The organism is Ramlibacter sp. (assembly GCF_028291745.1).
Lineage (GTDB): Bacteria > Pseudomonadota > Gammaproteobacteria > Burkholderiales > Burkholderiaceae_C > Ramlibacter.
This window is the reverse complement of sequence record NZ_JAQGNQ010000045.1, coordinates 37886-49327: the sequence shown is the minus strand read 5'-3', so window position 1 is coordinate 49327 and position 11442 is coordinate 37886. Positions and strand designations below refer to the sequence as shown.

Genomic DNA, 11442 nt, shown 5'->3' with positions numbered 1-11442 from the left:
GCGGGAACCGCTGCGGGGCGGGGCGGGCGCCCGCGCCGCGCGCAGCCGACCGCAGGCCTTGGCCGCCAGCCAGCCCACCGCCAGGAAGGCGGCGATCAGGAACAGGATGCTGGCATCGGCGGCGGGCCATGCAAGCCCGATGCCCTCGCCGGCCCAGTAGGTGCCGAAGGCGCTCAGCATCACGCCCACCGAGAACTTGAGCGTGTTCTCCGGAACCCGGGCGAGCGGCCGGTGCAGCAGCAGACCCAGCGTCGCCACGAGCACCAGGGCCAGCAGCGCGCCAGCCGACGCCGGCAGCAGCATCCCCCCCTTGAGACCCAACGCCACCACGACGAACACCACCTCGATGCCCTCCAGCAGCACCGCCTTGAATGCAGTCAGGAAGGCGATGGCGTCCACGCCGTGGCCTGTGCGCGCGCCGCCCTGCAAGACCTGCGTCTGGCGCGAGAACTCCAGCGCCTCGTCGTGCAGCGGGATGACGCCGGCGGAGCGCAGCACCGCCTTGTGCAGCCAGCGCATGCCGAACAGGAGCAGCAGCACGCCGACGGCCAGCTGCAGCTGCGGCAGGGGAATGGCCTGCAGCGACCGGCCCAGCGCCGCCACCAGGGCAACCAGCGCAGCGACGCCGGCAGCCGTTCCGAGCAGCGAGGATTTCCAGCCGCGGGTGAGGCCGACGGCGAGCACGATGGTGAGCGCTTCGACGAACTCGACCAGCGAAGCGAGGAAGGAGGCGAGCACCGTGGGGCCCGCGGAAGACCAGCTTGTCATGGGGAAAGACTCCGGCAAGGGGTGCACCGAAGATAAGCTGTTGCGGGCTACCGTCGATGGACGGCCGCATTACAGTCGTGACATCTTCCGGCCATCTTCCGGTGCGTGGCGCCGGCAACACTGCAGGCCACGGAGCATTGCCGCCATGCGCATCCTGATCGTTGAAGACGAACCCAAGACCGCCGCCTACGTCCGCAAGGGCCTGATGGAGCAGGGCTACGTGGTCGACGTGGCCAGCGACGGCTTCGACGGCCTGCACCTGGCCACCAGCAGCAGCTACGACCTGGTCCTGCTGGACGTGATGCTGCCCGGCATCGAAGGCTGGGACGTGCTGCAGGGCATCCGCCGCCGTCATCCCACCCCGGTGCTGTTCCTTACCGCGCGCGACGCGGTGGAAGACCGCGTCAAGGGCCTGAGGCTGGGCGCGGACGACTATCTGGTCAAGCCCTTCGCCTTCTCCGAGCTGCTGGTGCGGGTGCAGAACATCCTGCGGCGCGGCGGCGTGCAGCCCGAGCAGCGGCTGCACTTTGCCGACGTGGAGGTGGACCCGCTGCGCCGCCGGGTCACGCGCGCCGGCCAGCGCATCGAGCTCACGGCCAAGGAGTACGCGTTGCTGGACTACTTCATGCGCCACGCCGGCGAGATGTGCTCGCGCACGCTGATCGCCGAGAACGTGTGGGACATGAATTTCGACAGCGATACCAACGTGGTCGACGTCGCGGTGCGGCGGCTGCGTGCCAAGCTCGACGACGCCTTCCCGCAGAAGCTGATCCACACCATCCGCGGCGTCGGCTACCTGTTTGACGAGCAGACGCCGTGAAGCCGGCAGGCGGCGCCCTGCAGCGGCTCGCGCGGGCCCTGCGCCGCTCGCTCACCGCCCAGATCACGCTGGCAGTCACGCTGGTCTCGGGCGTCATCATCCTGTTGGTCGGCCTGACGATGGACCGCATCCTCGCCAGCGAGCTGCGCGAGGAAAGCGAGCTGCTGCTGGTGTCCAGCCTGATGATCCTGCGGGAGGACCTGGCAGCTTCGGGCAACGACCCGGCCGCCGTGCCCCGCCTGGTGGCGCGCGCGGTGCAGCGCACGCGCCGGCTGGAGGCCGAAGTCGTGGATGAACAGCAGGGTCGGTTGCTGGCGAAGTCGCGGCGCTTCCGGGTGCCGCCCGCGGCGCTGCCGCCGCAGGCGCTGGCCGCCGAGACGCTCCCGAGCGAAGCCACGGTGCCGCAGACGGAAGAATTGGCCCAGCGCTATGGGCCGCTGACCACCTTGTGGATCGCGCCCGACGGCGTGCGCTACCGAGTGTTGCGCGCGCGGCTGCCCTTGCCCGCCACGCAAGGGCAGCCGCCGCGTACGCTGCAGATCGCGCTGGCCGTGGAGACCACGCCCACCCGCGAGCTGCGCGCGCACAACCGCCAGAACCTGGCCGTGGCGCTGTGCGTATCGGCGGCGCTGGCCGGCATCTTCGGCCTCGCGATTGCCCGCGAGATCGTCGTCAGCGTGCGGCGCTTCGGCGCCACCGCCAGCCGCATTGGCGCCAGCGACCTGCACGAGCGCATGCCGCTGGAGGGGGCGCCGACCGAACTGGTCGAGTCCACGCAGGCCTTCAACCACATGCTCGACCGGCTGCAGAACGCCTTCGACCGCCTGTCCGCCTTCTCCTCCGATCTGGCGCACGACCTGCGCACGCCACTCGGCAACTTGCTGGGCGAGGCGCAGGTGGCGCTCTCGCGGCCGCGCAGCGCCGAGGAGTACCGCGCCGTGCTGGAGTCGGCGGTGGAGGAATACGAGCGGCTCTCGCGCATGATCGGCAACATGCTGTTCCTGGCACGGGCCGACCGGCAGCCTGCGCTGGCGGCGCACTGGGTGGACCTGGCCGAGGCGCTGCAGCGCGTGGTGGGTTACTTCGAGCTGCTGGCCGAGGAGCACCGCGTGGTGCTGCAGATGCGGGTGCAGGCGCTCCCGGGCGCGGAACCGCGCGTGTGGGCCGACGAGAGCATGCTGGTGCGCGCCGTCAGCAACCTTGTGTCGAACGCGCTGCGCTATGCCCCGGCGGGCACTTCGATCCAGCTCGATGCGCAGCCTGCCACGGACGGCAGCTGCACGATCCGCGTCGCCAACGATGGTCCGCCGATTGCACCGGAACACCAGCCGCGCATCTTCGAGCGCTTCTACCGCGCCGACGCCGCGCGCCACCACTCGGCCTCGGGCTCCGGCCTCGGGCTGGCCATCGTGCGCTCGATCCTCGAGCTGCACGGGGGAACAGCCGCCGTGCACAGCGCGCCGGCAGGGCCCACCGTGTTCATCCTGCGATTTCCCGGCAAGCCGGTGCCGCCATCGTCCTGAACGGGCCACGTGCCCGGGCGCCGCGCTCAGCCTGCCACTGCGGCGTTGCGCCTGTCACCGGCGCCGTCACAGCTGTCACTGGCGGGCAGGACGCTGCCATGAAGCCGCGCGCCGGCGATGCTCAGATGCAGGGCCAACTCCAGGAGCTCGTCTTGCAAAGTCCGACACCCGTTTGGCAACGTCCTCTGTGCCGCGGCGATCTCCGTGCGCCCGGCAACCAGCTGCGTGGCATCTCCCGGTCACGGGCTTTCCTGCGCGCGTGGGCGCCGAGCGAGGCGCTCGGAGACGAGATGGTGCGGGTTTTCGAGCGCAGCGGCGGACTGGCAGGGTGCGAGGAGGTGCTGTCCAGGCTCGAAGGTCGCTGTTCGCGGCCGATTTCGGTGCTGGCCCGGCGCATCGTCGCCCAGGAGGTCGTCACCTTCGAGTGGCATGGCCGATGGCTGCTGCCGAAATTCCAGTTCGACCCCGCCGACATGTCGGTGCTGCCAGCGGTCGCCGCGGTGCTCGCGGAGCTGCGCGGCATCGTCGAGGACTGGGAGCTGGCCGCCTGGTTTGCGGAACCCAGCGAGTGGTTGCAGGGCGCCATCCCGGTCCAGGCACTTGGTACCGATCCGCAGTCCGTGCTCGCGGCCGCACGCGTGGAGCGGTTCATCGCCAGGTTCTAGAGGGCATGCAGGGTGCATGCCCTTTATGGATTCTTTACAGCCACTGCCCGTTTCCTTTCCCTGCTTTTACGCCGCTTTGCCGAGACTGCGATCCACGAAAGGAGCACTGCATGGACATCGTCTTCATCCTTCTCGGGCTCGCCCTCTGGGCCCTCATGGCGCTGCTGGTGCGGGGCCTCGCGGTCCTCGCGCCGCGCCGGGAGCCGCGCGCGTGATCGCCGCAACCACCCTGTATGGCCTGGGCGGCTTCTGCGCGCTCGCGCTGTTGGCGTACCTGGTCTACGCCTTGTTTCGAGCCGAGGAGTTCTGACATGAGCACTTCCGCCGGGGGGCTGCTGGCCCTGTTCCTGCTGATTGTCCTGGTGCTGGCATGGCCCGTCGGCCGCTGGATGGCCGCACTGATGGAAGGCCGGCTGCCACGCTGGATGCAGCGCGTCGAGGCGCCCCTGTATCGCCTCGCTGGGGTCGATCCCGCGGCATCCATGCCGTGGACGCACTATGCGCTTGCCTTGCTGGCCTTCAACGCCGTGGGTGCGCTCTTCGTGTATGCGCTGCAGCGCTTGCAGCATCTGCTGCCACTCAACCCCGCCGGGATGGCCGCGGTCTCGCCGGACTCCTCGTTCAACACCGCGGTCAGCTTCGTCAGCAACACCAACTGGCAGGGTTACGCCGGCGAATCGACCATGAGCTATCTGGTGCAGATGGTGGCATTGGCCGGCCAGAACTTCTTCTCGGCGGCCACCGGTATCGCGGTCGCGTATGCGCTGATCCGCGGCTTCGCGGCCCGCTCGGCGAACGGGGTCGGCAACTTCTGGACCGACCTGACGCGCATCACCGTCTGGCTGCTGGTGCCGCTGTCCCTCGCGATGGCGCTGGGCCTGGTGGCGCGAGGGGCGATCCAGAATTTCTCGCCCTACCAGGAAGTGCAGACGCTGGAGGCAACCCTGTACCAGCAGCCGAAGAACGGCCCCGACGGCCAGCCGCTGAAGAATGCCAAGGGCCAGCCCGTGCTGGAGGACATGCAGGCGCGGACGCAGACCCTGCCGATGGGGCCGGTCGCGTCGCAGGAGGCGATCAAGATGATCGGCACCAATGGCGGCGGCTTTTTCAACGCCAACTCCGCGCACCCGTTCGAAAACCCCGACGCCTGGACCAACCTGGTGCAGATGGTGGCCATCTTCCTGATCCCGGCGGCGCTGTGCTTCACTTTCGGCCGCGGCGTCGGCGACCGCCGCCAGGGCTGGGCCGTGCTGGCCGCCATGACCGTGATGTTCGTCGCCTTCGCGCTGGTGGTCATGCCGGCGGAGCAGGCCGGCAACCCGCACCTCGCGGCGCTGGGCACCGACATGACGCCCAGCCTGGCGCAGGCCGGCGGCAACATGGAAGGCAAGGAGGTCCGCTTCGGAATCGCCGGCTCCAGCCTGTTCGCCGCCGTCACTACCGCGGCTTCGTGCGGAGCCGTCAACGCGATGCACGACTCCTTCACGCCTCTCGGCGGCATGGTGCCGCTGGTGCTGATCCAGCTGGGCGAGGTCGTGTTCGGCGGCGTCGGCTCGGGTCTCTACGGAATGCTGATCTTCGCCATCCTCGCCGTTTTCATAGCCGGCTTGATGATCGGGCGCACACCCGAATACCTGGGCAAGAAGATCGAGGCCCACGAGATGAAGCTGACCTCGGTGGCCATCCTGGTCACTCCGATCCTCGTGCTGGCGGGCACCGCCATCGCGGTGACCGCCGGGGCCGGCAAGGCGGGAATCGCGAACCCCGGCGCCCACGGATTCAGCGAGATCCTTTACGCATTCTCTTCCGCCGCCAACAACAACGGCAGCGCCTTTGCCGGCCTGTCGGCCAACACGCCCTTCTACAACATCTTGCTGGGCTTGGCCGTCTGGCTGGGGCGCTTCGGCGTGATCGTGCCGGTGCTGGCCATCGCCGGCGCCCTGGCCGCCAAGAAGCGGCTGCCGGTGACGGCCGGCACGATGCCGACGCATGGCCCCTTGTTCGTGGCCTTGTTGATCGGCACCGTGCTGCTGGTCGGCCTGCTGAATTACGTGCCCGCGCTGGCGCTGGGCCCGACGGTGGAGCACCTGATGCTCTGGAACGGCAAGTAAGGACCCCCAATGACCAGAAATCCCCAACTGGATCTGCGCATCGACCCGCCTGCAAGGCCAGGACTGCGCCTGCTCGATGCCTCGCTGCTGAAACCGGCACTGTGGGGTGCGTTCGCCAAGCTGGACCCGCGGGTGCAGTGGCACAACCCGGTGATGTTCGTCGTCTACATCGGCAGCATTGCCACCACCTTGCTCTGGTTGCAGGCGCTGCAAGGCCACGGCGAGGCGTCCGCCGGCTTCATCTTTGCGGTCGCGCTGTGGCTTTGGTTCACGGTGCTGTTCGCGAATTTCGCCGAGGCGCTGGCAGAGGGGCGCAGCAAGGCGCAGGTGGCCTCCCTGCGCGGCATGAAGAAGAGCGTCTGGGCCAAGAAGTACGAGAGCGTCCCGCAGGGCCGCATCCACGGCGCTGCCTGGCTGCCGCGCGAGGGTGAGCAACTGCGCAAGGGAGACGTGGTGCTCGTCGAAGCCGGCGACGTCGTGCCGCTGGACGGCGAGGTGATCGAGGGCGTGGCCTCGGTCGACGAAAGCGCGATCACCGGCGAATCGGCGCCGGTGGTGCGCGAGGCGGGCGGCGATTTCTCCTCGGTCACCGGCGGCACCCGCGTGCTGTCCGACTGGATGGTCGTGCGCATCACGGTCAATCCCGGCGAGTCGTTCCTCGATCGCATGATCGGCATGGTGGAAGGAGCGCGCCGGCAGAAGACGCCCAACGAAGTGGCGCTGCACATTCTGCTGATCGCGCTGACCATCGTGTTCCTGGTGGTCACCGTCACGCTGCTGCCCTACTCGATGTTCAGCGTCGAGGCATCGGGCGCCGGCAAGGTGGTGACCCTGACCGCGCTGGTGTCGCTGCTGGTCTGCCTGATCCCGACCACCATCGGCGGCTTGCTGTCCGCCGTGGGCGTGGCCGGCATGAGCCGGATGATGCAGGCCAACGTGATCGCCACCTCCGGCCGTGCGGTGGAGGCGGCCGGCGACGTCGACGTGCTGCTCCTGGACAAGACCGGCACCATCACGCATGGCAACCGCCAGGCCTCGACCTTCTACCCGGCCCCTGGCGTGACGCTGGAACACCTGGGCCGCATTGCGCTGCTGGCGTCGCTGGCCGACGAGACGCCGGAAGGCCGCTCGATCGTGGAGCTGGCGAAGCGGCAAGGGGTGCTCGAGCAGGCCGTGGAAGGCGCGCGCTTCATCCCCTTCAGCGCCCAGGACCGCATGAGCGGTGCCGACCTGCCCGAGGCCCTTGCTGCCTCCCCCTCTGGGGCAGCGTTGGCGCGGGGGCAGCTGCGCAAGGGCGCTGCCGATGCCATCCGCAAGCACGTGCAACTGCGCGGCGGCAGCGTGCCCGCGGAAGTGATGCGCACGGCCGACGACGTGGCTCGCCGTGGCAGCACGCCCCTGGTGGTCTCCGAAGACGACATGGCCCTGGGCGTGATCGAGCTGAAGGACATCGTCAAGCCTGGCATCCGCGACCGCTTCGCGCAGCTGCGCCGCATGGGCATCAAGACGATGATGATCACCGGCGACAACAAGCTCACGGCCGCCGCCATCGCGGCCGAAGCGGGGGTGGACGACTTCCTGGCCGAGGCCACGCCGGAGGCGAAGCTGGCCATCATCCGGCAGTACCAGGCCGAAGGGCGGCTGGTCGCCATGACCGGCGACGGCACCAACGACGCGCCAGCCCTGGCGCAGGCCGACGTGGCCGTCGTGATGAACAGCGGCACCCAGGCCGCCAAGGAGGCCGGCAACATGGTCGACCTCGATTCGGATCCGACCAAGTTGCTCGAAGTGGTGGAGACCGGCAAGGCCCTGCTGATGACGCGCGGCTCGCTGACCACCTTCTCCATCGCCAACGACGTGGCGAAGTACTTCGCCATCCTGCCGGCGATCTTCGCCGCCACCTACCCGCAGCTGGCCGCGCTCAACGTGATGCGGCTGGCGAGCCCGCAGTCGGCCATCCTGTCGGCGGTGATCTTCAACGCGCTGGTCATCGTGTTCCTGATCCCGCTCGCGCTCCAGGGCGTGCGCTTCCGCCCGGTCGGCGCCGCCGCCCTGCTGCGCCGCAACCTTGCCATCTACGGCCTCGGCGGCCTCATCGTGCCCTTCGTGGGCATCAAGCTGATCGACCTGCTGCTGACCGCCGTTGGTCTGGCCTGAAGGAAACACCATGAACAAGCTGTCCATCGTCCGTCCTGCCCTGGTGCTGTTCGCGGCGCTCACCCTGCTGGTCGGCGTGGCCTACCCGCTTGCCGTGACGGGCGCGGCCCAGGCGTTGTTCCCCGCGCAAGCCGCCGGCAGCCTCGTCGTGCGGGGTGGCAAGCCCGTGGGCTCGCTCCTGATCGGCCAGAACTTCAGCGAGCCTGGGCACTTCTGGGGCCGGCCTTCGGCCACCTCGCCAATGCCGTACAACGCCGGGGCTTCCGGCGGCTCCAACCTGGGACCCCTCAACCCGGCGCTGGTCGATGCCGTGAAGGGCCGCATCGAAGCGCTGCGTGCGGCCGACCCGGGCAACTCTGCGCCCGTGCCCATCGACCTCGTCACCGCCTCCGCCAGCGGCCTCGATCCGGACATCAGTCCTGCGGCTGCCCGCTACCAGATTGCGCGCGTGGCCAGGGCGCGAAAGCTGCCGCCGGAGCGCGTCGCGGCGCTGGTGGAGCAGAACGTCGAAGCACCGTGGCTGCCTGTGATCGGTGAGCCGGTGGTCAACGTGCTGCGGCTCAACCTGGCACTGGACGCCGCGCACTGACCGAAGACAATCACCGCGCGCCATGGCGATCGACCCGAACCAGCGTCCCGATCCTGACGACCTGCTCGCGCAACTGCAGGAGGACGAACAGCGGGCGCGGCGCGGCCGCTTGCGCATCTACTTCGGCGCCAGCGCCGGCGTAGGCAAGACCTACGCGATGCTGGGCGCGGCGCGGCGCGAGCAGCAGGCCGGCCGCGCCGTGCTGGTGGGACTGGTCGAGACGCATGGCCGCAGCGAGACCGCGCAACTGCTCGGCGACCTGCCGCGGCTGCCGCTGCGCCCGGTCGCCTACCGCGAACGCCAGCTGCTGGAGTTCGATCTCGACGCGGCGCTGGCGCGCAAACCCGCCGTCCTGCTGGTCGACGAGCTGGCGCACTCCAACGTACCCGGCTCGCGTCACCCCAAGCGCTGGCAGGACGTGCAGGAGCTGCTGGATGCCGGCATCGACGTATGGTCGACGCTGAACGTGCAGCACCTGGAGAGCCTGAACGACACGGTCGGGGCGATCACCGGCATCCGGGTCCACGAAACCGTGCCCGACACCGTGCTGGACGCGGCCGACGAAGTGGTCCTGGTGGACGTGACGCCCGACGAACTGATGGCGCGCCTGAAGGAGGGCAAGGTCTATATCCCGCAGCAGGCCGAGCGGGCAGCGCAGAACTTCTTTCGCAAGGGCAACCTGATCGCACTGCGCGAGATCGCGCTGCGCCGCACTGCCGAACACGTCGAGGACGACGTGCGCAGCTACCGCGTGGAGCAGTCGATCACGCAGCCCTGGAACACCGCAGGCGCCATTCTCGCCTGCGTCGGCGCGCGCGAGGGGGACGAGCAGGTGGTGCGCGCCGCCGCCCGGTGGTCCGGCCAGCTGAGCGTACGCTGGCACGCTGCCTATGTGGAGACTCCGCATCTGCGGCGGCTGCCGGCGCCGGAGCGCGATCGGATCCTGGCGGTGCTCAAGCTGGCCGAGGAACTCGGTGCCGGCACTGCGGCGCTCGCCGGCAACGACGCTGCGGCGGAGCTCGTGCAGCACGCGCAGCAGCTCAATTGCGCCACGCTGGTCGTGGGCCGCTCGCAGGTCCGGCGCCTGTCCGGATGGCTGGCCCAGCCCGGCATGACGCGCCGGCTGGCGGCGCTGGCGCCCTGGATGGACATCGTGGAGATTGGCCGGCGTGAGAGCGTGCGCCGCCTGGCGCGCCTGGTTCAGGAGACACCTGCGCCCGAGGGCGCGGGCGATGCGCCCCGGTGGCAGCGTTATGCCAAGGCCGCCGGTGCGAGCATCGCGATCACGCTGGCGGCCACTCCGCTGCGCGACCTGCTCGATCAGGCGAACATCGTGATGCTGTTCCTGCTCGGGACGGTGCTGGTCGCCTTGCGCCTGGGCCGCGGGCCCGCGGCACTGGCAGCGGGCTTGAACGTCGCGGCCTTCGACTTCTTCATCGTCGAACCGCGGCTGTCGTTCGCCGTCAACGACCTGCAGTACCTCGTCACCTTTGTGGTGATGCTTGGTGTCGGTCTCCTCACCGGGCAATTGACCGCGGGCCTGCGCTTCCAGGCCCGCATCGCCGCCAGCCGGGAGAGGCGGGCGCAATCCCTGTTCGAGCTGACCCGCGACCTGTCGGCCGCCTTGCTGGCGTCGCAGGTGGTGGAACTGGGAGAGGAGGCGGTGCGCCACCACTTCGGCGGCGACGCCTTGGTGCTGCCCACGGACGCGCACGACGAGTTGATCGTCCCGGCGGACCCGCTGCCCGGTTTCGACCGCCCCATCGCCGACTGGGCATTTCGCCATGCTCAACCCGCGGGCCTGGGCACCAGCACGCTGGCCGCGCATGGCTGGCACTACGCGCCGCTGCAGGCGCCGATGCGAGTGCGCGGGGTGCTGGCGCTGCGCCCGGCCGAGCCGCGCTGGCTGTTCATTCCCGAGCAGCGGCGCCAGCTCGAGACCCTGGCGCGCCAGGTGGCGATCGCGCTGGAACGGGTGCACTACGTGGAGATCGCCCAGCAGGCCTTGGTCGACATGGAGTCCGAGCGGCTGCGCAACGCCTTGCTGGCCGCCATTTCGCACGACGTGCGCACGCCCTTGACCGCGCTGATCGGTCTGGCGGAGTCGCTGGCCGTGAGCGAACCGCCACTGAGTGCCAGGCAGGCCGACACCGCGCACGTGCTGGCGGGTCAGGCCCGCGAGCTCGCCACGCTGGTGAACAACCTGCTGGAAATGGCGCGGCTGCAAAGCGGCAAGGTGAGGCTGCGGCTCGAGTGGCAGTCGGTGGAGGAGGTCGTGGGCGTCGCCTTGCGCATGCTGCGGCCCTTGCTGGCGGACCGGCAGCTGGAGATCCGCGTACCGCCGGACCTGCCCCTGGTGGAGTTCGACGCAACGCTGATGGAACGGGTGCTGGTGAACCTGCTGGAAAATGCCGTCCGCCACGGCGGCCCGCCGATCGAGTTGCGCGCCACGGCGACCGACACGCAGCTGGTGCTCTCCGTGCGCGACCACGGGCCGGGGCTGCCGGCATCGGTGCGCGGCCGCGAAGAAATACTGTTCGAGAAATTCACTCGCGGCGAAGCCGAGTCCGTGCGTCCGGGCGTGGGACTGGGCCTCGCCATCTGCAAGGCCGTGGTCGATGCCCACCGCGGCACCATCACCGCGGCCAACGCCGACGGCGCTGGCGCAGTGTTCACGGTGCGCATCCCGCGCCGGCCGCCGCCTGAACTACCCCCTCTCACCGCGTGAGTTCGCCGTCGCCCGTTTCAGCCCGGGCAGCAGCCCGGTGCTCTCAGCGACGGCGTTTCGGAACCCGCGCTTGCGAAACGC

At 69.6% G+C, this 11442-nt stretch carries 9 protein-coding genes; 8 read left to right on the top strand and 1 reads right to left on the bottom strand.

Annotation, left to right across the window (positions count from 1 at the left end; translation table 11 throughout):
• The coding region (locus tag JWP60_RS06860; RefSeq protein WP_299788229.1) for a hypothetical protein at nt 1-768 on the bottom strand (768 nt) is incomplete at its 3' end.
• A gap of 145 nt (nt 769-913) precedes the next feature.
• Here JWP60_RS06860 and JWP60_RS06855 point away from each other — a divergent pair.
• The 8 genes from JWP60_RS06855 to JWP60_RS06820 all read left to right on the top strand — a co-directional run bounded on the left by JWP60_RS06855 (nt 914) and on the right by JWP60_RS06820 (nt 11361).
• Nucleotides 914-1588 (top strand): heavy metal response regulator transcription factor, encoded by a 675-nt coding sequence (locus JWP60_RS06855; RefSeq protein WP_299788226.1) that lies wholly within the window; start codon nt 914-916, stop codon nt 1586-1588.
• The gene (locus JWP60_RS06850; protein WP_299788223.1) at nt 1585-3111 is read left to right on the top strand and encodes a heavy metal sensor histidine kinase; all 1527 of its coding nucleotides are present in this window, start codon (nt 1585-1587) and stop codon (nt 3109-3111) included. The genes JWP60_RS06855 and JWP60_RS06850 overlap by 4 nt, the downstream gene beginning before the upstream one ends.
• Before the next feature lie 98 nt (nt 3112-3209).
• A complete protein-coding gene (locus tag JWP60_RS06845) occupies nt 3210-3776 on the top strand; it encodes a hypothetical protein (RefSeq protein ID WP_299788220.1) in 567 nt (188 codons plus the stop codon).
• Nucleotides 3777-3987: 211 nt separating this feature from the next.
• On the top strand, nt 3988-4086 hold the full coding sequence (kdpF, locus tag JWP60_RS06840; RefSeq protein ID WP_299788217.1) for a K(+)-transporting ATPase subunit F: 99 nt from the start codon (nt 3988-3990) through the stop codon (nt 4084-4086).
• Nucleotide 4087: 1 nt separating this feature from the next.
• Entirely contained in the window at nt 4088-5887 is a 1800-nt protein-coding gene (kdpA, locus tag JWP60_RS06835) for a potassium-transporting ATPase subunit KdpA (RefSeq protein WP_299788214.1), read from the top strand.
• Between the two features lie 9 nt (nt 5888-5896).
• Nucleotides 5897-8044, top strand: coding sequence for a potassium-transporting ATPase subunit KdpB (gene kdpB, locus JWP60_RS06830; RefSeq protein ID WP_299788211.1), 2148 nt, complete (start codon nt 5897-5899; stop codon nt 8042-8044).
• Between the two features lie 10 nt (nt 8045-8054).
• The gene (gene kdpC, locus JWP60_RS06825; RefSeq protein ID WP_299788208.1) at nt 8055-8633 is read left to right on the top strand and encodes a potassium-transporting ATPase subunit KdpC; all 579 of its coding nucleotides are present in this window, start codon (nt 8055-8057) and stop codon (nt 8631-8633) included.
• A gap of 22 nt (nt 8634-8655) precedes the next feature.
• On the top strand, nt 8656-11361 hold the full coding sequence (locus JWP60_RS06820; protein WP_299788205.1) for a DUF4118 domain-containing protein: 2706 nt from the start codon (nt 8656-8658) through the stop codon (nt 11359-11361).
• The last annotated feature ends 81 nt before the right edge of the window (nt 11362-11442 follow it).

Bases quoted from the DNA above. Each gene is read 5' to 3' on its own strand.
- JWP60_RS06855 (WP_299788226.1), top strand. From the start codon at position 914: ATGCGCATCCTGATCGTTGAAGACGAACCCAAGACCGCCGCCTACGTC.
- JWP60_RS06845 (WP_299788220.1), top strand. From the start codon at position 3,210: ATGAAGCCGCGCGCCGGCGATGCTCAGATGCAGGGCCAACTCCAGGAG.
- kdpB (WP_299788211.1), top strand. From the start codon at position 5,897: ATGACCAGAAATCCCCAACTGGATCTGCGCATCGACCCGCCTGCAAGG.
- kdpA (WP_299788214.1), top strand. From the start codon at position 4,088: ATGAGCACTTCCGCCGGGGGGCTGCTGGCCCTGTTCCTGCTGATTGTC.
- kdpC (WP_299788208.1), top strand. From the start codon at position 8,055: ATGAACAAGCTGTCCATCGTCCGTCCTGCCCTGGTGCTGTTCGCGGCG.
- JWP60_RS06820 (WP_299788205.1), top strand. From the start codon at position 8,656: ATGGCGATCGACCCGAACCAGCGTCCCGATCCTGACGACCTGCTCGCG.